17 protein-coding genes and 1 pseudogene are annotated in these 23,960 nt (G+C 38.7%); 11 read left to right on the top strand and 7 right to left on the bottom strand.

Features of this window, described 5'->3' with window-relative positions; all coding sequences use genetic code 11:
* Positions 1–6: 6 nt before the first annotated feature.
* Positions 7–2,355, bottom strand: coding sequence for a TonB-dependent receptor (locus LVD15_RS16915; protein ID WP_233776402.1), 2,349 nt, complete (start codon positions 2,353–2,355; stop codon positions 7–9).
* Positions 2,356–2,514: 159 nt separating this feature from the next.
* Here LVD15_RS16915 and LVD15_RS16910 point away from each other — a divergent pair, with 159 nt between their 5' ends.
* The 4 genes from LVD15_RS16910 to LVD15_RS16895 are packed head-to-tail and all read left to right on the top strand — an operon-like array spanning position 2,515 to position 6,667.
* Entirely contained in the window at positions 2,515–3,471 is a 957-nt protein-coding gene (locus LVD15_RS16910) for a YheT family hydrolase (RefSeq protein WP_233776401.1), read from the top strand.
* A gap of 42 nt (positions 3,472–3,513) precedes the next feature.
* Entirely contained in the window at positions 3,514–4,209 is a 696-nt protein-coding gene (locus LVD15_RS16905; protein WP_233776400.1) for an SOS response-associated peptidase, read from the top strand.
* A gap of 18 nt (positions 4,210–4,227) precedes the next feature.
* Positions 4,228–5,430, top strand: coding sequence for a tetratricopeptide repeat protein (locus LVD15_RS16900; RefSeq protein ID WP_233776399.1), 1,203 nt, complete (start codon positions 4,228–4,230; stop codon positions 5,428–5,430).
* Positions 5,431–5,434: 4 nt separating this feature from the next.
* Complete coding sequence (locus LVD15_RS16895) at positions 5,435–6,667, top strand: NAD(P)/FAD-dependent oxidoreductase (RefSeq protein WP_233776398.1); 1,233 nt, start codon at positions 5,435–5,437, stop codon at positions 6,665–6,667.
* Here LVD15_RS16895 and LVD15_RS16890 read toward each other — a convergent pair.
* The 3 genes from LVD15_RS16890 to LVD15_RS16880 form a co-directional block, all read right to left on the bottom strand.
* Positions 6,660–7,028 carry a response regulator gene (locus LVD15_RS16890; protein ID WP_233776397.1) on the bottom strand — a complete coding sequence of 123 codons (369 nt, stop codon included), beginning with the start codon at positions 7,026–7,028 and terminating at the stop codon, positions 6,660–6,662. The genes LVD15_RS16895 and LVD15_RS16890 overlap by 8 nt on opposite strands.
* 80 nt (positions 7,029–7,108) lie before the next feature.
* Positions 7,109–10,093, bottom strand: coding sequence for a PAS domain-containing sensor histidine kinase (locus LVD15_RS16885; protein ID WP_233776396.1), 2,985 nt, complete (start codon positions 10,091–10,093; stop codon positions 7,109–7,111).
* A gap of 157 nt (positions 10,094–10,250) precedes the next feature.
* Positions 10,251–10,742 carry a GNAT family N-acetyltransferase gene (locus tag LVD15_RS16880; protein ID WP_233776395.1) on the bottom strand — a complete coding sequence of 164 codons (492 nt, stop codon included), beginning with the start codon at positions 10,740–10,742 and terminating at the stop codon, positions 10,251–10,253.
* A 178-nt stretch (positions 10,743–10,920) separates the two neighbouring features.
* Between LVD15_RS16880 and LVD15_RS16875 the strand changes: the two are divergent.
* From LVD15_RS16875 to LVD15_RS16865, 3 genes and pseudogenes are all read left to right on the top strand, one after another.
* Positions 10,921–11,920 (top strand): annotated as a pseudogene (locus LVD15_RS16875) (beta-ketoacyl-ACP synthase III).
* Between the two features lie 53 nt (positions 11,921–11,973).
* Entirely contained in the window at positions 11,974–12,198 is a 225-nt protein-coding gene (locus LVD15_RS16870) for a hypothetical protein (RefSeq protein WP_233776394.1), read from the top strand.
* Positions 12,199–12,201: 3 nt separating this feature from the next.
* A complete protein-coding gene (locus LVD15_RS16865; RefSeq protein WP_233776393.1) occupies positions 12,202–12,759 on the top strand; it encodes a hypothetical protein in 558 nt (185 codons plus the stop codon).
* A 17-nt stretch (positions 12,760–12,776) separates the two neighbouring features.
* On the opposite strand, the gene porU2 is transcribed toward LVD15_RS16865, so the two are convergent.
* From porU2 to LVD15_RS16850, 3 genes are read right to left on the bottom strand one after another with little or no spacing between them, the layout of a single operon-like run.
* Positions 12,777–17,618 carry a putative type IX secretion system sortase PorU2 gene (gene porU2, locus LVD15_RS16860; RefSeq protein ID WP_233776392.1) on the bottom strand — a complete coding sequence of 1,614 codons (4,842 nt, stop codon included), beginning with the start codon at positions 17,616–17,618 and terminating at the stop codon, positions 12,777–12,779.
* Entirely contained in the window at positions 17,542–17,799 is a 258-nt protein-coding gene (locus LVD15_RS16855) for a hypothetical protein (RefSeq protein WP_233776391.1), read from the bottom strand. The genes porU2 and LVD15_RS16855 overlap by 77 nt, the downstream gene beginning before the upstream one ends.
* Positions 17,796–18,872, bottom strand: coding sequence for a putative type IX sorting system protein PorV2 (locus LVD15_RS16850; RefSeq protein WP_233776390.1), 1,077 nt, complete (start codon positions 18,870–18,872; stop codon positions 17,796–17,798). The genes LVD15_RS16855 and LVD15_RS16850 overlap by 4 nt, the downstream gene beginning before the upstream one ends.
* Positions 18,873–19,130: 258 nt before the next feature.
* On the opposite strand from LVD15_RS16850, the gene LVD15_RS16845 reads away from it, so the two are divergent.
* The 4 genes from LVD15_RS16845 (at position 19,131) to LVD15_RS16830 (ending at position 23,957) form a co-directional block, all read left to right on the top strand.
* Positions 19,131–19,499, top strand: a complete 369-nt coding sequence (locus LVD15_RS16845; RefSeq protein WP_233776389.1) for a PadR family transcriptional regulator — start codon at positions 19,131–19,133, stop codon at positions 19,497–19,499.
* 11 nt (positions 19,500–19,510) lie between these two features.
* On the top strand, positions 19,511–21,931 hold the full coding sequence (locus tag LVD15_RS16840) for a PspC domain-containing protein (RefSeq protein ID WP_233776388.1): 2,421 nt from the start codon (positions 19,511–19,513) through the stop codon (positions 21,929–21,931).
* A 155-nt stretch (positions 21,932–22,086) separates the two neighbouring features.
* Complete coding sequence (locus tag LVD15_RS16835; protein WP_233776387.1) at positions 22,087–22,461, top strand: carboxypeptidase-like regulatory domain-containing protein; 375 nt, start codon at positions 22,087–22,089, stop codon at positions 22,459–22,461.
* Between the two features lie 89 nt (positions 22,462–22,550).
* The gene (locus LVD15_RS16830; protein ID WP_233776386.1) at positions 22,551–23,957 is read left to right on the top strand and encodes a S41 family peptidase; all 1,407 of its coding nucleotides are present in this window, start codon (positions 22,551–22,553) and stop codon (positions 23,955–23,957) included.
* Positions 23,958–23,960 lie beyond the last annotated feature (3 nt).

The raw sequence follows: 23,960 nt of genomic DNA, 5'->3' as shown, positions 1-23,960 counted from the left end.
GATCCTTTAAAAATTAATATTATAAGTTACTGAAGGTAATATTGGGAACAGAGAGATCAACCTGGCTTCCTTTTTATTAGGATCTATCACGTTGCCATCATCATCACTTTCCACTCTGGTGTATACCGTGAAAGGATTCTTTCTGCTATACACATTGTAGATTGAAAACACCCAGTTGCTCTTCCACTTTCGGTCTTTGTTTTTTCGAGGAGTGAGCGTAGCCGATAAATCCATTCTATGAAAATTAGGAAGCTTATATCCATTACGCTCAGTTATCAAGTCTACCTGATAATCCTGATACTCATACCTACCTGCTGGCAGCGTAATAGGTCTACCGGTACTATAGGTGAAATTAGCTCCAAAAGACCATTTTTCATTCAAGTCATAAGTAGCAGCCATGTTAAACACATGTCTTCTATCATAATTAGCCAGAAAAGATTTATCCTGATTCACACCAGGCACTTTCCTCTCGGTTTTTGACCATGTATAGCTCAAAAAGCCAGTGAGTTGACCTTCATTTTTACGTAACATAAACTCTGCCCCGTAAGACCATGACTTCCCTTGTCTGAATTCTGTAGATAAATCTTCATTAAAGAAAAGTTGTGCATTATCAGCAAAGTCAGTCACATTTTGAATGTCTTTGTAATAAGATTCTACCGAAACTTCATACTTGTTATTAGAGAAATTTTTAAAATAACCTGCGGCAAACTGATCTGCTATTTGAGGTTTTAAGTATCTATTACTCGGGCTCCAGGTATTGAACGGTATAGGCACGGTACCTGCAGCCACCAAATGCGTATTTTGTACCATTCTATTATAAGATATTTTCAAAGAGCTAGAGGGGTTAAGCATGTATCGCGCAGAAAAACGAGGCTCCAGATATACATAAGACTCTATGGTTTCAAAATGATCGTAACTGGTAGAATCTATGCGGGTAGGATTAATATTGTCCTGAGGATCTTCATACTCATATACAGTATCATCTCCTATACTTTGAAATATAGAAAGACGCACACCATAAACCATAGTGAACCTATCCGTTAATTTTTGCTGATTTTCTAAATATAGGGCATGATCTAGTGCGTACTCTTCATCTAAACTTAAACTACTAAAGATAGATTTATCAGAATTAGGCTTGATCTTACCTGGTGAAAAGCGTCTATAAGTGACCTGATAGCCAAAATCCAGCTGATTTCTAGGATTAATAAAGTAATTCAAATCCTCCTTTAAGCTAAATTCCTGCAAATTAGAATCCCAATCGAGACCAGAAGTAGGATCTGTAATTTCTAAACCATAGTCAAAGCTACTTGCTATTAAAGAAGTATTAGAGAATAATCGGTCGTTAAACAGGTGATTCCAACGGAAAGTACCGGTAGCATTTCCCCAGCTAAAGCCGAAATCATCACCAAATGAAAAGGCATCTCTACCTAGATAAAAGGCTGCGAAATAACGGTTCTTATTATTCTGCTTCCAGTTGAGCTTGGCATTTACATCATAAAAATGAACCAGGTTATCTTCATCGGCAGCTTTTAAAAAAACATCGACATAAGACCTTCTTCCAGAAACAATAAATGAACCCTTATCTTTTTTAATAGGCCCTTCCAGCATTACTTTACTAGCCAGGGTACCTATACCTGCTGATCCTGCAAATTCTTTGCTGTTACCATCTTTGGTTCTCACCTCTAAAATAGAAGATAGTCGGCCGCCAAAACGAGCAGGAATACCGCCTTTATAGAGCTCCGAGTCCTTAATAACATCAGCATTAAACACTGAAAAAAGGCCAAATAAGTGTGATGGATCATAAACAGGCGCTTCATCTATAAGAATCAGGTTCTGATCTGCACTACCTCCGCGCACAAAAAAGCTGGAAGTTCCCTCGCCGGCGCTTACCACACCAGGCATCATTTGTATAGCCTTGATAATATCCGGCTCACCAAAAAGTGCTGGTAGCTTTTTCACTTGCTTAATATCGACTTCATTGCGGCTCATGTTCACATCAGAAACATTGGCATCTAAGGCCTTATCAGTAATTACTACTTCATCTATAGTAGTTACCTCTTCTGTGAGCTCCACGTTAAGTTCTGTGTCTTTAGTAAGGTTTACCTGTCTTACTTGGGGTTGATAACCTACCGAGCTAAAAGTGATCTCGTAAGACCCTTCAGGAATACTTAACGAATAAAAGCCATAAACATTAGTAATTGTACCTGTTTTTAGCGAATTAACATATACAGTTACACCTATCAATTCTTCTCCATTTTGCGCGTCAGTAATGTAACCATTGATCGTATGCTTACTCTGGCCCCTGACCGTAAATGAGAAAAGTATTGAAAGAATAAAGATTAGAATTCTTGTCATTGTAAATAGTGTTGATAGTTTTGGTTTTTGATTGGATACCTTTAGCTAGAGACGACAGGGCAAACTGAAGGTTTCCATGTTAGTTGAAAAAATATTAAAAAGACCCATTGTAAAATAGAGGCACAAAAATTATAATTATTAAATAATATTAATAATAATTTGAAAGATAAAATAAACTATAAAGCACCCAGGTTTTACTTCTCACCTCACTTAGAAACCATATTTCCATCCATACTCAGAAAGGTGAAAGATGTACCCTATGAAAGGGAGCGCATATCCACTCCTGATGATGATTTTCTGGATCTGGACTGGGTAAAAAAAGGAAATAAATCGCTTGTAATAATTTCTCATGGCCTGGAAGGTAGCTCCACCCGTCCTTATATAAAAGGAATGGCTAAGGTTTTTTCTGAAGAGGGCTTTGATGTATTAGCCTGGAATTTCAGAGGCTGCAGTGAAGAAATAAACAAGCAATTGAGATTTTACCATAGCGGTGCCACTGAAGATTTAGATCACGTAGTGCACCACGCCTTACAGCAGGGGTACACCAGTCTTTACCTCATAGGTTTTAGTCTTGGAGGCAACCTTACGCTCAAATATGTAGGCGAACAGGGTAAAAACATTAACCCGGCAGTGAAAAAGGCAATTGCTTTTTCTGTTCCGTTAGATCTGGGTTCCAGTTGCGATACTATTGCGCAATCATCTAACTTCATCTATTCTAGTCGTTTTTTAAAAAACCTTAAAGAAAAAATCAGGAGAAAGGCTGAGCTGATGCCTAATCAAATCTCGGTATCGCAGCTAGATACGGTAAAAACCATCCGTGATTTCGATGATATGTTTACCGCGCCACTGCATGGCTTTACTAATGCCGCTGATTATTACAACCAGTGTAGCTCACTGCATTTCTTAAAGTCCATAGCCATTCCTACACTAATTGTGAATGCTAAAAATGATCCTTTCCTTTCAGAGAAGTGCTATCCCGTAGAAGAGCTAGCCAACCACCCACAAGTTACTTTCGAAATGCCGGAAAGAGGTGGTCATGTGGGCTTTACAGAATTCAATTCTCAAAAAAGATACTGGTCAGAAAAACGTGCTTTGAGTTTTATTAATAAGAATTAATTGAATACTACCGTACAGCGGTTTTTTTATTAAATTAGCAATATGGGAGATCGATATACAATAACAAGCAGTAGTGAAGCACTGGCCAGCAGGTTTAATGTTGATATACCTGAAGCCTATGCCCCTAACTACAATGCGGCTCCCACACAGATATTGCCACTCATAACTCAAGGTAGTAAAGGCCTTTCCTTTTTCTACTGGGGGCAGATTCCCGGCTGGTCAAAAAACAAGGCCATAAGTAACAAGCTACTCTTTGCTGATATGGAAACCCTGTCTGAAAAAGCCATTACGCAAAAGGCACTGCTCAGCAGACGTTGCATAGTACCTGCTGATGGCTTTTATGGTTGGAAACAGGTGAGTAAAAAAGGAAAAATTCCTTATAGAGTGATCTTTGAAAATAAGAATATTGTTTCTTTTGCCGGGCTGTGGGAAGAGTTTGAAGATGATAATGAAAACATCGTGCATACTTTTAAGCTCATCACTTCTCCTGCCAATAGTAGTATACTCCCCATGAGCACCAGAATGCCGGTAATCATGACTGAAAAAGAAGAGAATGTCTGGCTCAACAATGAATCAACAGAAGAAGAGCTACTGGAAACACTGAAGCCCTACCCTGCTGATAAAATGAAAACCTATTCTGTCTCTCCTAAAATATCAGATACATCTGTAAATGAACCTGCTCTAATAGAGCCCATGGCCCCTGCTGATCAGTTTGGCAACTACTCTCTGTTCGATTAAAAATTCGCCTTTTATTTAATGAAAAAACTCATCCTTTTTATACTTGTATGTTGTCCTTTAATCTCTTTTACTCAAGACAAAGCTGAATTATTAAAAGTAGCTGAATCTACCATAAGTAAAGGAGACACCACTGCCGGCCTAAAACAGTTTCAATTCATACTCACTAAATATCCGCAAAGCTTCACCGCTGCCAAAAGGTTAGCTGAGACCTATTTCGTACTCGGCGACTACCATAAGGCCGTACAATACTGCAATATAGCCATGGACATTACCGATAACTATCAGGCAGAAGCAGAGGAAAGAATGGCAAAAGCACCGGATACCACAACTATTGAGAATGAAAAGATTGCGCATTATATCTCTGACCGTGCTGAGATGCACCACCTGAAAGGCAATATCAGGGTAAGACAATATCAAAGAAATGATGCGATAGAGGAATATCGCAAAGCATTAGAACTCAAACCTTCCACCGAAGTAACTATTGACCTGGCGCTGGCTTATCTGGAAATAGGCTTTCAAAGAGATGCCATTAAGCTATTGAGAAATGTAATAGCTGCAGAGCCGCACCAAGCCAGAGGCTATTTTAACCTGGGAAATGTTTATAATAAACTCCAAGAGCCAGATAGTGCTTTGGCTAATTACAGAAAAGCCATTAAATATGATCCTGAATTAAAATGGCCGTACCTCTACAGCGGCATTTTATTTACCAGAAAAGAAAAATATGATAGCGCCTTATATAACTATGATCGATTTTTAGCCATAGACAGCACCAATGAAGAAGTTCTATTTAGAAGAGCAGTAATACATAGTGAACTTAGAAATTGGAGACAAGCCATTAATGACTGGCACGTTGTATTAGCCTTAGATCCTGATAATGCTGATGCATGGCGAAATCAGGGACTCAGCTATTTCCAGCTCAACAATTATGATTCGGCTATTTTAAGCTTTGATCAGGCTTTAAAACATAACCCTGAAGAAGCCTATACATACATTAACAGAGGTTATAGTTATTACTTAATTGATAATCCTGAAAAAGCATTAGAAGATCTTAATTATGGTCTCAATGGTTTGAAAAACTATTATCTGGGTTACTACTTCAGAGCACTTACTTATCAGCGCTTAGGCAAGAAGAAAGAGGCATGCGAAGACCTGAGCCAAGCCATGTCCCTAGGTATGAAAGAGCAGGATATTGATAAAAAGGCATTTAAAAAATGTTTCTAACACTGTGACCGAGGCCAATATACACACCTATGATGTAGTTATTATAGGAGCCGGGCCAGCAGGGTGTGCGGCGGCAATAGAACTTGGCAAAGCAGGTAAACAAATAGCGCTTATTGATAAAGCGCATTTCCCCAGAGATAAAACATGCGGAGATGCCCTTAGCGTAGATGTAGTTAACCAACTTCATAAATTATCCCCTGCATTAGCTTCTGACTTCACTCAGTTTAAAACTAAAACAGCCTCCTATGGAGTGAAAATATTTGCTCCCAATTTGAAGTCTGTAGAAATTCCGTTCATTCATGCTGGCCAACCTAAATGCGGATACATCTGCCCCAGGTATGAATTTGATAACCTCTTGTTTCAGCATGTTAGCAAATATCCCGGAGTTACCATTTTCGAAAATGAAAAAGTAAATGCCTTAGATTTAAAGAATGGATATTATCACATTGAAACTGCAGCAGGCATTATAAAAACACCATTAGTGATAGGCGCTGATGGTGCTCAATCTATCGTGGCCAGAAAGGCAGCTCTACAACAGCCAGACAAAAAGCATCATAGCGCAGGGTTAAGGGTCTATTACGAAAATGTAAAAGGCTTCACTGAAGACAATAAGATAGAGCTCCATTTCTTTAAAAATATCTTACCTGGCTATTTATGGATATTCCCTCTCCCGAACGGCAAAGCTAATGTAGGTATAGGTCTGCTCTCGTCCGTTATTTCGGCAAAAAAGATTAATCTTAGGCAAGAGCTTGACCAACTCATTAAACAGCACCCAGCATTAAAAAATAGGTTTGAAAATGCAAGGCCACTAGAAACTGTAAAAGGATTCGGCTTACCATTAGGCTCTAAAAAAAGGCGTATTTCTGGTGATCACTTTTTACTAACCGGAGATGCAGCAGGCTTAATAGATCCTTTTAGTGGTGAGGGAATAGCCAATGCTATAAGAAGTGGCCGTATAGCGGCAGAGCAAAGTTTAAAATGTATAGATAAGGCTGATTATTCTGCTGAATTTAATAAAGAGTATGACCAGTATTTATATAGCAAAATTTGGAACGAACTGAGAATTAGCTATGCTTTATTGCGTTTATGTAACTACCCTACGTTGTTTAACTTGGTTATCAAAAAAGCCAACCGTAATAAGGAGATACATCAGTTTTTAGTGGAGTCTCTGGCTAATGTAAGTGTGAAAAAGCATTTGTTAAGCCCGATGTTTTATTTCAAGCTTCTTTTTAGTTAGCTGCACTTAATAACTTCTTCACGGCTTCTTCCATATCCTTAAGGCTAAAGGGCTTTTCTATATAATCATCTGCACCACCTTCAATGGCCAGTGATTGAGCATTTTTACTAGCTGTGAACAACAGTACCGGCGTTTTAAAAAACTCTTCGTCTTGCTTTATAAGCTGAGTAGCTCTTACCCCGCCAATGGTAGGAATCCAGTTATCCATAATTACAGCATCTGGCCTTACTTCTTTGAGGTCACTTAAGACCTGACCGCAAGTTTGCCTGGTAAATACTTCATATCCTCTACTCTCCAGAATATACTTACATATTTCGAGTATATCCTCGTCGTCATCATAAACCAAAATCTTCGCGGCCATAAGTATAAAAGTAATGTTATTCCTATGGCTAACAAAACATAGTGAGAAAGGTTATTCGGATTCTATAAACATTTATACTGTTATGCCTTAGGAAGGGTAAAAAAGAAAGATGATCCTTGTCCTTCTTTACTAATCACTTGCAGCTCGCCTCCATGCCTTGAGATGATTTCAGAACTAATATAAAGACCTAAACCTACCCCTTGAAATTGATGAAAGGCATCTTCTACCCTGAAAAATTTATCGAAAATTTGCGCAAGCTTCTCTTCAGGTATACCAATTCCTTTATCTATCACCGCTATTTTAAGCTCATCACCTAGGTCTGTTACCTCCACTTCTATCTTATCGTTATCAGGTGAATATTTTATTGCATTAGTGAGTAGGTTACAAACCACCTGTTCCAGGCGCACCCTATCTCCTCTTACTTTCTGAGATAACACCCCTTTCACAGTTATAATGTGCTTTTGACTATGATGAGACATATGCTCAACACAATCTTCTATAATATCATTTACTATAAACTCAGATATGTTAAATTCAAGCTTACCGGATTGTATTTTAGAAACATCTAAAAGGTCATGAATAAGGCTAAGCAATTTATCTACATGAAGCTCAGCTTTGTTCATAAACTTACCTATAAGCTCATAGTTTTGATCCTCAATTAAGCGTTCCATTATTTGAATAGACCCTTTAATACTGGTTACAGGTGTTTTGAGCTCATGTGATGCTATACTTAAGAATTCATCCTTCTGCCTTTCAACCTCTTTTAGTTCAGTAATTTCTCTGGAGGCCGCCATTATTCGCTCTACGTTACCCTGACCATCAAAGATAGGGGCTACTAATACATCCCACCACTTTTCATTTCCTCTTAAGGTAGCTTTTCGACCTTCAAAATGTCCCACCTCACCATTTTTAGCCTTATTGAAGCATTTGATTGCTTCTTCTTTATCCTCACCAGACCACAGATCAAACCACTCGCAGCCCTTTAACTGATTAAAGCTATCTACTTCCAGCATTTTAAGCCCTTGCTTATTTATAGAAATAAGTCGGCCTTCTAAGTCAAGTGTCTTAATTCCATCAGGAGTACTTTCTAATATCAGCCTGTTAAATTCTTCGCTCTGTCTTAGCGCCTCTTCTGTATCTTGCTGTTCGGTAATATCCGTATTGGTGCCAAACCACTGGGTAATAGCCCCTTGATCATCTCTAATAGGCACCGCCCTCGATAAAAACCACCTGTAATTTCCATTTCTACTGCGCAGAGGAAAGGTATCTTCCCAGACCTCCCCGTTTCTGTAGCATCTGCTTATCTTGTCTACCACAGCATTGACGTAATCAGGATGATGCACCTTTTTCCAGCCCCACCCTTTCATCTCTTCCAGATTGGTGCCGGTATAATCATACCAACGTTTATTATACCAATTTATATCACCATTGGCATCAGCCATCCAGGCGAGCTGAGAGATATTATCTGCCAGTGTCCGAAACCTACCTTCACTTTCTTGTAGCGCTTTCTCTATATTTTTCCGCGAGGTGATATCTATCATAGTACCTATGATTCTCACTGGCTCCCCATCTTCTTTCCACAAGTAGCCTCTATTGAGCACATCTGCATAGGTATTGTCGGCTCGTAAAAATCTATATTCAGAATTCCATGAAGCCTTATTACCTCTTATTAATTGTTCAATTAATGATCGGATACCAGGCATGTCATCAGGATGTACTCTGCTCATCCACCAGTCTACACCTCTTCCTATTTCATCAGAAGTATAACCAAAAAAAGACACCAGGGAATCGTTCCACCAGAAATGTCTTGTTTTAACATCATAATCATAAACAATATCATTAGTAGCATGAGTCATCAGATCAAACCTTTCCTGGGTTAGTCTTAACTCTTCTTCTACTTTCTTTTGATTATGAATATCAGTATTGCTTCCTAACCAAAGCTCTATCTCACCCGCTTCATTTCTCACAGGCTCAGCCCTGCCTAAATGCCAGCGATACTCTCCATCATAGCGCCTAAGTCGGTATTCTATTTCATAAGGATCTCCACTCTCCAACGAGGCTCTCCATCTTTCAATAGTTCTGCCCAAATCATCCGGATGATGTATCGACTTATCTTTCCAACCCCATCCTTCGGTACCATCTACACCTTCTACATAATCATACCAGCGCTTATTGAAATAAATAATATCTCCATCTGCGTTAGCCACAAAGGCCATTTGAGGCATGGCTTCAGCATAAGTTTTAAATAACAGCTGATTTTTTCGCTCTAGTTCTTCAGCCAGTTTTCTATCTGTAACATCAGTAATAATACCCTCTGCTACCAAATGTGAATATTGATCATAAATAATCTGACCACGATCTGTAACCCACCTATATTGACCACTTTTACTTTTTACACGATAAGTAACATTATAGCCATTAGACGAGCCTAGAGACTCTTCCAGTGCCGAAAGCACATTTAGCCTATCATCTTCATGAATAAGCTCTCTCCATATCACATCATGTCCTTCCAGCTCTATTGCTTCGTACTCACAGATGCTTTTCATACCATGGCTGGAGAAAATAAAATTCCAGGGATCTGAATAATTATATCGATAAACACCACCGGGTATATTGGTAATGAGGTTTTGTAGAGTCTGTCTGTTATCCTCCAATTTTTTACGAGCTATTACGTGATCTGTAATATCTACGCCATGAACCACTATACCTATGATAGCGTCCTGATCATCTCGCTGAGGGTAATAAATGAAGTTAATAAAAACTTTATCAGTACTTCCTCTTTTTCCCCGGGCCAGATCTACCCCTATTTCATTACCTATAAAAGGCTTTCCTGTTTTATAAACCTCATCTAGCAACTCTATAAACCCCTGACTTTCTATCTCAGGGAAGGCATCTTTCGCTGGTTTACCAATAATTTTTCTTTCTGGCCCTACCAGTAACATATATAAATCATTGGCCATTTCTACAACATGGTTAGGGCCTGATAAAACAGCCGTAAAGGAGGGTGACTGCATTAGCACATCAAACACCTTATTACTTAATACTTCTGTTTTTTTAAATTCCATGTATAAATGATCAATTAAAAATGAATAGCAGGAACGCTCCTGAAATTTGATTTAATGAATGCTGAAAAAAGCCGCTATTCTCATAATATAGACAAAAAAACACTCATCATAGAAAAAGGTTAAAAAAACTTGAGCTATATTCTTTTTTAAAACAGTATTAAAGGATCAATTGCATGAACACTAAGTCTAGCCAACGGTCAAATTTATAACCTACCTCCTTCATTCTTCCTACTTCTTTAAAACCTGTTTTGGAGTGCAAATGTATACTAACGTGGTTATCGGCATCTATCCCGGCAATCATACTATGATGGCCCTGCTCCCTGGCTCTTTGTATTATCTCTTTCAACAGTATTGACCCAAGCCCTCTACCTCTGGCCTTTTGTGATAAATATACAGAATGTTCTACAGACTTACGGTATGCCTCCTTAGGTCTAAACCGGTCATAAGTAGCATACCCTAAAATTTCTCCGGCCTCCTCCGCCACTATTAAGGGAATTTCCTTCTTCACTTTATCTGCATACCATTGCTGTAAATCGGCCAGGCTTTTCTCTTCATAATCATAAATAGCAGTGGCATGTAGTATCTCATAATTGAGAATTTGCAAAATAGCCTCTAAATCTTCTTTTACAGCTTTTCTGATGGTATGCATTGGATAACAAATTAATAAGCAATATTAACTCAAAATGTAGAGCTGAAATAAAAAGTAGGCAGTTAATTCTTAAAGCTGCCAGTAAGAGCATATAATTGCAGATTTTGCTCTTCTAAGATTTAGCTAACTAACATTAGTTAATTTTCTTATATTTGCTTCCTTTACCAAAAAAGTACAAATGCATTATTCGAAAATTACAGGACTAGGGCATTATGTTCCTGAAAGAGTAGTTACAAATGATGATCTGTCTAAACTCATGGACACCAATAATGAATGGATCATAGAGAGAACAGGCATCAAGGAGAGGAGATTCATAGATCCTAAAACGGATACTGTAGCCAATATGGCGGCCAAGGCCAGTAAAATGGCTTTAGAAAGAGCTCACCTCAAAGCTGAAGAGATTGATTTTATTGTGTTTGCCACCATAACTCCAGACTATTTTTTCCCTGGATCAGGTGTACTTTTACAGCGCGAACTTGGCCTGGGCTCTATTCCGGCTTTAGATATTAGAAATGCCTGTTCGGGCTTTATCTATGCCTTATCTACAGCTGATCAGTTTATAAAAACCGGCATGTACAAAAACGTGCTGGTAGTAGGAGCTGAAATACAATCTACCGCTCTGGACCTTACCACCAGAGGCCGAGGCACTGCCGTTATCTTTGGTGACGGCGCCGGAGCAGCCGTGGTGCAAAGGTCAGAAAAAACCAGGAGTACTTTCTACGCACCTGCACTCTGACGGTAACTATGCCGAGGAGCTTTACATTAAAGACCCAGGCAGCAGTCGGCCGCATGAAGAACGCCAACCAGACCAAATCATGGATACTTCTTCATTTAAAGTGCATATGAATGGGAATATGGTTTTTAAACATGCCGTAGTTAAATTTCACGAAGTAATTATGGAAGCCCTTGAGGCCAACCAATTACAAAAAGATGATATTGATCTACTCATCCCTCACCAAGCTAACTTGCGAATAAGCAACTACATACAAGAAAAACTTGGATTGCCAGACGAAAAGGTTTATAATAACATTATGAGGTATGGTAACACTACTGCAGGTTCTATACCCATAGCCATGAGTGAAGCATGGGCAGAAGGCAAGATAAAAGAAAACGATATTTTATGCATGGCAGCCTTCGGAAGTGGCTTCACCTGGGCCTCAGCATTAATTCAATGGTAACTATTTAGAATGAAATACGTATCGGTGTATTTAAACCGATTATAAAGACAACAATGAAAACAAAAGTATACAACCCCAGCGAACTTGAAGTTCAATTTGCTAAAGCGCTCGAAAATGTAGCCTCAGTTCTTGAAAGCAACCTTCCTGGTAGCAGAATTATTGAAGTAGAAAACAGCCTTGAAGCTGATAACCCTATTTTGAAATTCAAAATCAATGATACTGACGGTGATCCGCACGAGATAGTGGTAAAAGTGATTCAAACACCTGACAAATTTTAATTTTTGTTTTCTGACAAAGAATTTAATTACATATCTGATCAGGACTTTCTGCTGACGAAAAGGCAGATCACTGAAAAGATTATTCAATATTTATCAAATCTGGAGAGTGAGCTCAAAAAAGAGATACACTCTTCAGACTTTGACTTCCCCGACAACGCCTTTTTAAAAGCAGGCAAAATATCTAAAGGAGAGAATTTTAAAGGCCTCCCTTATCTCATTTTAGATTACCCCAGAATGTTCTCCTCTACCTCTATTTTTGCTTATAGGACTATGTTTTGGTGGGGAAATTTCTTTAGCAACACGTTGCATGTAAAAGGTTCAGCATTAAAGAGCCTGCCAGATACCACTATTCAATCAGCTTATCCGCTTTTTATTCAAACTCTGGGAGATGAATGGGATCACAGCCTTGAATCAGCTAACGCTGTGGAACAGGTTAATTTGCAGGAGATTCTTTCAACTGAAGTGGAATTCCTTAAAATCAGTCAAAAAATTCCATTGTCAGACTACGGGAATCTGCCTGATGCAACCATCCATTTTCTCAGGCAGATTTTAGATCAATAAGGAATTGCAAATTACTTTTACCTCAAAATATAGAGTTTACCAAAGCCATGTTTAAAAGCCTTGTCGGCTGAGGTTTCACGGTGATCCATTCCCTGTCCATTTTGCCTAACGATAACCCTGTAGAGATAAACACCATTGGCCAGCTGATCCCCAAACTCATCACGACCATCCCAGGCAAAATCAGAAATGTTATTCCCTATATGAATAGGTCCTAGTTCATCCTGAAAGATCTCTCTTACCACTTTACCGGAAACAGTCATAATCTGTATTTTAATCTGATCAGGAATTTCGCTTCCCGTAAGGGTAAACACAAAGCGCGTGCTTGAAGAAAAAGGATTAGGGTATGGATAAAAATTAGTAATGGCAGACTCATTAACTACCTCAAAATTGACCTGATAAGGTTCTGTACCCGAACTATTACCACTGGCGTCTTCGGCATCTACCCGCAAGGTATACACGCCGTCTTCCAGGCTTTCTGGCCTGTATTCTATTCTAAATTCATTAGACTCATCTGCCGGAAACCACTGAACTTCCTCTGAAGAGAAAGGAATTCTGTTAAACACACAAGTTTCACAAGGGCTACGTAAAAATACATTGACATTGGTAGTATCCGTTTTAAAAATGAATTCATTTTCATCTTTTAGCCGTATTGAAATCAACGGGCTTGGGGCTACAATATCGCCATCCAGAATATACTGTCCATCAAAAGCCACATCAATCAGCGGATTGATATTATCAGCATTGATTTGCAAGTAGTTAGACTTATCAAAAATGTTATTATCATAATACTGCTCCGGCACTTCATAAGGATTCACGAAAAGGTTATAATCATTCTCTCCCGCTCTACCCAATGTAGGCATAGAAATGGAAAAGCGCGAGGTATCTCCCGGCTCAGGAGCAAGTATGTTTTTATTATATCTCACAGACGTTCTGGTAGTATTATTAAACAAGGTATAGGCTACAGAAATAGAATCAGGGAAAGTATATGGAGATATATTTTTAAAGCCATAATCAGCCTCAAACACTTCTCCCTCTGACAAATCTTTGTTGTTAGCTGCTTCATCGGGTAGTAAAAGAATACCTTCTGGCACTCCTGTGAAATACACTTCCCATTTCACCAGCTGAGCCGCTGTAAGGTTATCATTATCTTCAGTATACAACTTCACCTTCAGTTGCGGATACTGACCCGCATTAATATCAGAAAGGTCTGTATTCCCCATGGAAAGGTTATTTTTAAGCATCACTTCATCTCCACTTGAGGTCACTCCCCATACTTCCAAATAGTTATTATCTGTAACAGGTGTTTCATCTGACTGCACATAGGCCACCAGTGTTTGCCAATCAGTGGCAGGGCCAATGGTGGTACTGGTCATATTACCAGAAGAGAAAATGCCCGTAACGGTAAGGTTTGTAAATAGCTGTGCCTCATTTCTGGGAGTGGTAGAAGCCCTGAGCATAGTAGCACTACCTGCGGGACTCCCCTTTCTACCTAATAAAATAAGTGGCTCCCCATTTTGCAATGTAGCCAAACTTGCCGCCGAGGCACCAATATCCTCCAGCTTGGCTCTAACATTGGCCGGCCAGGACTCAAATCTTGGATTACCAATAGAAAACATCACTACGGAGTCGCCTTCACTTACATTATCTATGTACTCCATCAAATCATCATTACCAATATCCAGTTCATTAAAAGTGAAGTTATTGATCACCTGTGGCTGCCTGCCGCAACCTCTGTTTGTGGTAACGCCGAGATATGGAAGCGTTGTATTCCTATCAAAAGCCACTAAACTGACCGTATTATTCCTACAGTAGTAGCCATTATTAATAATATATTCGATTCCATTTAGTATCACGGAAACATCTGCAATACCGCTACCATTACTAGCTCCAAATGTCCTTACAAAAACATCTAATGTATTGGTTTCAAAATCGATTCTTCGTCCTCCTTCATTAAGCTCTAACCCGCTTAAGAGGTTATTCTCGTACTGTGGATATTCTCTTTGTGACCAGCCATTAGGTCCGTTATTGATGTACGTAAAACTGCTATTAACCCATTCTGTACTTTCACCTTCTTCTTGCATAGCAAACCTCGATCTCCAATAATAGACCACACTGTCATTAGCTGGTGTGTTAGGCAATAATTCGGTCTGCCAACTGGCCAAAAGCTTAGCCTGTACGGTTTGCTGCTTTCTAAAAGGGCTATCAAAAGTGCTGGCCGTATCTATTTCAATAATATAATCACGCTCCCCTGACAAGAGGTCACTGGCCTGCACCAGCAACTCTACAGGCTGGGAATTGACAATAGCATAATTGATAGGATATAAATTCTTGGTGCCGAATAAAGGAATGAATAAGTTCAGAATGGCCGAATTATTGGTTTCGTCCAACTCATCAATTTCATTAAAATAATCGATATCTATTTGAAATTGATTATTACCAGCCGCATTGCTTACTTCATTATCAATAACCATCACCAAAGTATCCTGAAAATGGACACTGGCAAATATTGAATCATATTCGGCTATGCTATTATCGCTAAAAGTACGAGTGATGTGAACCCGTATAGAATCATTAACGGTTACACCGAAATTCCTTACAATTGTATTGAGCGCAAAAGAATCAATTTGGGCTGACACCGGCTCATCAGTAAATGATTCTACATAAACATTATCATCATTGGTTTCAAAGTCAGGATTATCAGCCCCGAATAATGTCAGGTACGGATCACCGAGATACACCATTTGTTGCACCTGTGTGATATTAGTAGGATTAACCGCAGCTCCATTCATATACCTGACTACTACTTCCTTCATAACATCACCTATAGGCTTATGAATAAACAATGAATCACCATAAGCTGTCTGATAAAAAGTGTCTGAATACCTTCTGAGCCTATCAGAAAAGCCGTATGAGCTGCTAGCCGTAAAACCAATGGCTCCTCTATCTGCAGCTAAAATCCAGTCCTCACCAAAAAGAACATTGGCATTAAAAAACTGACCGGCATTACAGCCATTAATTAGAAACATAGGGTACTTGCCCGGATTATCATATCCTAAAACGGGATCTGTAGCAAAACCGATATCTATATCAGTAACAGAGGGTGCCGAATGCCCGAAAAAAGTGATTAAATTCAATCCTTCATTCACCTCCTCAGCCACATTAATCAGCTCTACGGTACTGCTTCTTTCTTTAGAAATGGTTTGAACATCTCCGCCTAAATAATCTTCTTCCGCTACAGCGGCAAAACCATCAGTATATCTCCTAAAAATGGTTAATTGCGAGGCACTTGCCCCACCACTGAGGTGTAAAAGTCGCTTGCGCCACAAAGCGTCAAATGGTAAATCTTCTGTTTCCTGCACTTTGTTAAGATAGTTCAAAACCTGTTGTGCATTAACTGCAGGCAGCCTACCTACGGGAACTGCCGGCTCATAAGTAGTACCATTGAGACCGGCTGTAAATAAAATATCAGAGCCGGGGTTTCCTGCAGAAGGTACTAAATCTCTCACTTGATAAGTAACTCCAAGCCTTGTTACATTTATAAATCCATTAGTATTTCTAAAGAAATTAACAGAAGGATCTAAGCCTTTACCTATTAGAAAAAGGTATCGGGGAGAACCATTCTGCACCATAAAACGCATGAATTGATATATACTAAGTGAGCTTTTTTCTCCGTAATTAAACTGGTTATAGAGCTGCTCCATATTTACCACCAAAGGGTTGAAACTCCCTCCTTCCATAGAAGCCCGATAATTAGCGTAAGCTTGTACCGGATCAAGGGTTCCATCTACAGGCTGCCTCAAATGCCTGTTAGAAATAATGATATAGTCAAATACCGAAGCATTAATATTCGTAAAGTCTACCTTGCTTAGTACCGGAGTAATATAGTCATTGCCATTCACCCATAATTGGCGATCTAAAGCCGTGTTATTCACCATAGTATTCAGCGAACTACCAGAGGCATTAAAACCAATTCGCCTTACATTATCTGAGTCGGTAATATCATAAATCTGAGGCGTAGCCGGCACATTCGTCATCTCTATATATGACCTGTTTCCGGAAACCGTTTTTAAATTCAGTTTTTTAGAATTGGCACCTCCTAAATTAAAGTTTTGGGAATAGACCAGTCTGAGATATGAAGTACTAATACGGTCATTACCTCCACTTACTCCAAGATCTCTAATTCGTACTGTTAGGCTGCCTGAGCTACTGATATCAGACCAATTAATGGCTGATTGAAAAGTCTCTGCAGTATAATCTGACCAGGTTACGGTACCTAATGATCGCAGACTAGCTGTGCTTTGACCTACCAATATTTCCACCAAATGATTCACATTATCGCGGCCCATCAAAAGAACTTCCAGCTGAGGATTACCCGCTGAAGTTACTGTATTACTAATGCCGCTAATGATGTAATCTAGCTGCTGGCCTTCCTGAATCATATTGCCGGTCCAGCCTTCACCATAATCAAAATAAGAGTAGGCAGTATAGTCACCGGTGTTAAAACTACGGCCCGCTGAGTATTGGTTGGTTTTTAATGATAGAACAGTTTCATTATGTGCCGCCTGCGGAGCTAGTCCATTAATATTGTTTTCAAAGAAATAGTCCATTCTCTTACCTGCCACCGTCGTAAGGTTATAAGTAAGAAAATAAGCGGTGGTATCTGAGTAAATATTATAATATCTATGGGGCTGTGCCGATTCTGGCTGGTATAATTTTCTATCCTGCGTGCCATCATTTCTTTGGCCATAAAACTCTAAGTACTCACCCGGCTGGAAATTTCCATCACCCTGACCTGGAACGTAAATAGCCTGCTCCACTCCCCCTATGAAAAATCTGTAACCGCCTAGGGTCAACCGCATTGACAGGAAAGCCTGCACTCTGCAAATCAGCATAGGTAATTCTATACATCCCCTCCCGCCCTACTGGGATTTTATAGTACTGCTTGTTATAATCTATCCACTCATTACCATAGTCCTGAGCCTGGCTATTGAATACAGCCATCATCCCCACTAGTGCTATAATTACAACTCTACTTCTCATTTCTTATTTAAACTGGCCTTTAGTGAAAATACGTGCGAATACAATGATTCAGATTGATCTCCGATATCTGTAAGCGCATAATCAATGGATATTTCTTTAATTTTAACGCCTATACCAAAGTTAGCCTGCATGGTGGTATAGTTAGAGCCATCAAAATCAGTTAACTCCTGAATGTTCCCCATACCTAACCTAAGATAAGCTACTTTTTTATAATCTATCTCCATAGCCAAAGCCGGATCTACAGAAACGAGATCTGAGCTTATAACTGTGTTTCTTTCACCATCAAAAGTGCTAATAAGATCAAACGTGGCTAGCACGCCAAAATCCTGAAAAACAGGAAAATACCTCCCAACGCCTAGTATAGCTCTTGGTACTGTTACCTCTGTAGAATTTTCTGGTATAACATTCCCTGTCTGAGTATACACATCTACCACCAGCTCAGTATTATGCGACCATGAATTAAAGGTGCCAGTAATATCTCTCAGCATTAATCCGAACTTCCAATTTTTGCGTTCCAACTGTGCCCCGGCATCTAAACCAAATCCCCAGGCTGTAGCAAATTCACCAGCAATACGATGGATCACCTTAAAGTTAGCCCCTGTTTTTAATCCTTTGATTATAGAGAGTTTTCTAGCGTAAGAGAAAAGAAACGCATAATCTGCCGCTGAGAAAAATTGAATATTATCATAGTTAATGGCTCCATTAGCATCATATAAAAAGCGGGTATCCGGAATATCATCTACGGCAAACCTAATAATGGAAATACCCAAATGACTAACTGAATCTATTGGCGTTGCAAAAGCCGCATAATCATACTTCGCTATGCCTGCAAAATATTCCGCATGCATCAGCGAAACTTCATACTGGTCTTTAATATCTAACAGCCCTGCGGGGTTCCAGTAGCCTGAAGTAACATCATTAACTACTGCCGTTTGAGCATTAGACATAGCCAACCCTCTGGCACCCACACCAATAGACAAAAACTCATTACTATACTTAGGAGTACTTTGAGCGAACAATTCATGTATTTCGCCACATAAAAAAATAAAAATAAAGGAGATAAAAAGCCTCATGATCAAATCCCTAACCTATTCATTTATCTATAGAACAAGACCTAAAATTATAAATACTACCCTAAATCTACTAGCGTTTGCCCTCATTTATCTGGTAATTTCTGGCCTCAAAAAAGCGATTTTATATAACATAACCAATAAAGCAGATAAATATTTTAATTAATTGACATAACAAGCTAATATTTTTTACTTAGTACTTGGCCATGCATAGTACTTTGCCGTATAATTGTATAGGTCAAAACTCAAAATAATAAATTTATGAATCTGGAAAACACACAAGTGCAGATGCGGAAAGGTATTTTGGAATACTGCATCCTGCACATTATCTCCAGAGGTGAGGTCTACGCATCAGACATGCTAGATGAACTCACCACTGCGAAGATCATGGTTGTAGAAGGTACGCTGTACCCCCTGCTTACTCGCCTGAGGAAAGCAGGACTGGTAGAATATAAGTGGGTAGAATCAAACTCTGGTCCTCCTCGTAAATATTACACACTCACTGAACAAGGTCAATCTTTTCTTGAAAGTTTAGATACTACTTGGCATGAATTGATGAAATCAACGAAATTAATCACTTCAAGAAAAGATAAAGACGACAATAACAACAACAGCACTTCTCAAGATTAAAACTCAAACCCATGAAAAAGAACATTAGCATAAATATAAGCGGTATTATATTTCACATAGAGGAAGACGCTTATGAGCAATTGCGTGATTATCTTGATTCCATTAACAGGTATTTCTCTTCTTTTGATGGCAGCCAGGAAATCATCGCCGATATAGAAAGCAGAATAGCAGAAATCTTCTTGGCAAAGCTCAATGAAGAAAAGCAAATCATAACCGCAGAAGATGTATCTTCTCTAATAGCTACCATGGGTAGTATTAAAGATTTTCAGGCTGTAGAAGATGCTGAAACTGATAACGAAAGCAATAATTACCAACAAACGCGATCAGAAGAAAGCCATAGCAGCTGGTCTGAAATTGGCTCAAAAAAGCTATACAGAGATGGCAAGAGAAGAATAATTGCCGGGGTGTGCGCTGGCCTGGGGCATTACTTTCATTTAGACCCACTTTGGGTAAGGTTACTCCTCATCATACTATCTATAGGAAGTTATGGCACCTTCCTTATAGCATATATCATATTATGGATAGTGCTTCCTGAAAACAAGGACTTAGATGAAGATCAAAAGATAAAGAAGATGTTCCGTAATCCTAATGGCAAAGTCATTAGTGGAGTATCATCCGGTGTAGCTACTTACTTTGGTGTAGACGTAGCGGTTATAAGACTACTCTTCATCATCTTCACCTTTGTGTTTGGCTCAGGAGTTTTAGTTTATCTTATCCTCTGGATTGTACTTCCAGAGGCTAAAACCATCACTGATAAAGTACAGATGGAAGGTGACCCTGTAACCTTAAGCAATATAGAATCCAGCATAAAAAAAAGCCTTAACGTAGATGAAAATGAGGAAAATATATTTATTAAGGTATTACTTTTCCCTTTTAGATTAATAGCAGCAGTACTCAACGGACTAGGTAGAATATTAGGTCCTATACTGATGTTCCTGGTCGATTTTATCAGAATAATACTAGGAGCAATACTTATACTCACAGGAGCCTCGTTTGCTATTAGCTTCATAATTTTATTAGGAGTTAGTCTTGGCTTTTACACCTGGGGGGTTTGGATAGACTTTCCTTTGGAGGCTTTCTTAAAGTTAGTTCCTCCATTCACCTCGCTACTTGGATTTTTCGCTTTAGCTATTCCATCCATATTACTGATATTATTAGGAGCATCTATTATTGCGAAAAAGATCATTTTCTCGGCTCCTACAGGATGGTCATTATTAGCGCTATTCATAGTCAGCAGTATTTTGGTTTCGATCAATATCACTGAAATAGCTTTTGAATTTAAAGAAGATGGAGATAGAGAGGTAGTAAAACATTTTGACATACAAGGTAAAACTGCTGTGCTCAAACTAAATGAAGTAGGTCTTGATGATTATGACATCACTCAGCTAACTATAAAGGGTTATGATGGAGACACGTATAAACTCAATCAATATTTTAGTGCCCGTGGCCGATCCAGACAAGAAGCCATAGAAAACTCTAAAGATGTGACCTATAATGTAAAACAGGAAGACTCTGTGTTATACTTCGACTCTAATATTCAATTCAATAAAAATAGTATATTTCACGCTCAGGAGCTATCAATGACCTTATTTGTGCCTTATAACCATAAATTCATCTTAGATGATGATATGCGCCACATACTAAGAAGTACTCCTTATGTAGAAGGTTACAGTCTGTATAATAATGACAAGTTTGAGCTTGAATTTAAGGAAGATGGCACCCTGGAATGCGCTCAGTGCCCTATAGTAGAAAAAGAAGAAGAGGTTAATGGCGAAGAAAATGATGATGAAGAAATCTCTGCAAGCCGCCATGAAAACGCCAATGGTAAATTCGACCAGCTATATACTTTTCAATCTTTTAACGCGCTGGAAGTTTCTAATTCATTTGTGGTACATATAGTAAAAGCCGACAGCTTTCAGGTAGGTATAAATGCCAATAGAAAATACAGGGATAATGTTGATATATATGTGAAAGGAGAAAAATTGTATATAGATTACAATAAAGGTTCAAAGCTTAAAATTAATGATTTCCTTAGAGATGATATAAGCATAACTGTTTACACTCCTTCATTACAATCTATCAAATCAGAAACAGCAGGCAGAATATATTTATCTGATTTTAGAGAGCAAAATATGGATATTGATTTATCTGGTGCTTCATTTGCCAAACTTTCTGATGTAAATATTGGAAAATTAACCGTAGACTTATCTGGTGCTTCTGAATTAGATATAGATGGTAAAGGACAAAATTTATCAGTAGAAATGCAGGGAGCATCACAACTTGACGCCATGAATTTCGAAACAGAAATAGCTGATATTGAAGCACATGGAGCCTCCTCTGCCAGAGTATATGTAACAAAAGAATTAAGAAAAGAAGAAAATTTTGCCAGTGATATAAAATATAAAGGCAATCCTGAAGTTATAAATGAGTAAACCAACAAACTAATTCTCATAAATTATCTCCGGAATCCGGGCTGAACTTCAGTCCGGATTTCTTGTTTTATATTTGAGCTATGAAAAACATTAAGTTATTATTACTTTGCCTCCCCTTCATTATTTGCAGTTGCGAAGGCACTAAAAGTCAAAATGTGGAACAAGGAATACAAGGAACCGTTACCTGGTCAGAAGGTAATTTAATGCCTGGTCCAGACAAAAAGAGTGGCACCAGCCGCCCTGTAGAGAGAGAAATTTACATTTACGAAGCCACTAAAAGGAACCAAGCCGAACATGAAGGCACCTTTTATAAAAACATAAGCACTGAGCTAGCGGCTAAAGTAAAATCCGATGCTGAGGGTAATTTCGTTATATCTCTACCGGCAGGTAAGTACTCCATTTTCACTAAAGAAGATAAAGGTTTATTTGCCAATAGTATGGATGGCGAAGGCCACATCCAACCCGTAGAAGTAAAACCAGGGCAAGTAACTGAGGTGACTATTAATATCAACTACATGGCTGTTTATTAAAAATCGCCTTGTTTTTATTATAACAAAATCCCGATATTGTATAGCGCTTCATATAATGAGACAACCAGAAATCCCTAAACACAAAAGGCATGAAACATAATTTACCACTTACTAAATTCTTTGTAATCCTATCTTTATTGGCTTTCACCCTCACATCATGCAATGATGATGATGACGATTCGAACAATAAAAATGAAGAAATCAATAGCTGGATTTACAATGTAATGGACCAGGTATACCTCTGGACCACTTCCATGCCTTCGCAAGACAATGTTAACACCAATGCTGACCCCTCTGATTTTTTCGAAAGCCTACTTTATAGTGGTGATCGATTTTCAGTTATTTACCCTGATTATGAAGAGCTTCTCAATCAGCTTAATGGTGTAACTTATGAAGCAGGTTTCGAATTTCAGCTTTTACTTTTAGCTCAGGGTAGCAATGAAGTAGTGATGGTACTTTTATATGTAAAACCAGGTTCACCTGCTGACGATGCAGGCCTTAAAAGAGGTGATATAATTACCGAAATTAATGGTAATGGCATTACTACTGAAAATTATGAATCCGTTGTACCTCTTATTTATGAAGATTTCTCGGCCACATATTCCAGTTATAATACATCATCTGAGCTATATGAAAGCAAAGGTTCTGTGAATTTAGCTGTAGAAGTGATAGAAGAAAATCCTAATTATATGGACACTGTTTACACCATAAATAACAGCAAAATAGGCTATTACGTTTATAACTTCTTTGCCCAAGGAAGCAATGGCGCTTATGATAATCAAATGGATGACATCATTGCTTCTTTCCAAACAGAAGGCATCAACGAACTGGTACTTGACCTTAGATATAACGGTGGCGGCAGTGTTAACTCAGCCATCAACATGGGTAGCTTAATAGGAAGTGATGTTAATTCATCAAAAATATTCTTTAGCAGCATCTATAATGATCTTTACCAAAATTACTTTGAAAGTCAGCCCAACCCTGATGAAGAACTAAACACAAGGTTCCTTGATAAGGCTAATAACATTGGGAACCAAATTAATCATTTATACATTTTAGTAAGTGGCCATACAGCTTCCGCTAGTGAACTGATCATCAACGGATTAGATCCTTACATGGATATAACTATTATTGGAGAAACCACTGTTGGTAAAAATGTAGCCTCCACATCTATTCAAGATGATGAAAACCCAGACAACAATTATGGCTTACTACCTATCATTGCTAGGTTACAAAACAGCCAGGGTTACTCTGATTTTGAAAATGGCTTCACTCCTCTTGGAGATAATTATATTAATGAATTTGATAGCCCTCTTACAGAACTGGGAGACATTCATGAAATATTACTGAGAAGAGCTATTGAATTAATCACGGGCTCCAACCCAAATGGCAGAGTGGCTCATAGAGCAAAAACATTTTCCTATGAAAAACTGCCCGTTTCTTCTATTGACAGAAGGCCGGGAACAAACAGAGCCATACTTGCACAACCCGAATAATTT

It is taken from the genome of Fulvivirga maritima (genome assembly GCF_021389955.1).
Classification (GTDB): Bacteria; Bacteroidota; Bacteroidia; order Cytophagales; family Cyclobacteriaceae; genus Fulvivirga; species Fulvivirga maritima.
The sequence above is the reverse complement of the archived record's forward strand: the minus strand, read 5'-3'. Positions and strand labels throughout refer to the sequence as shown.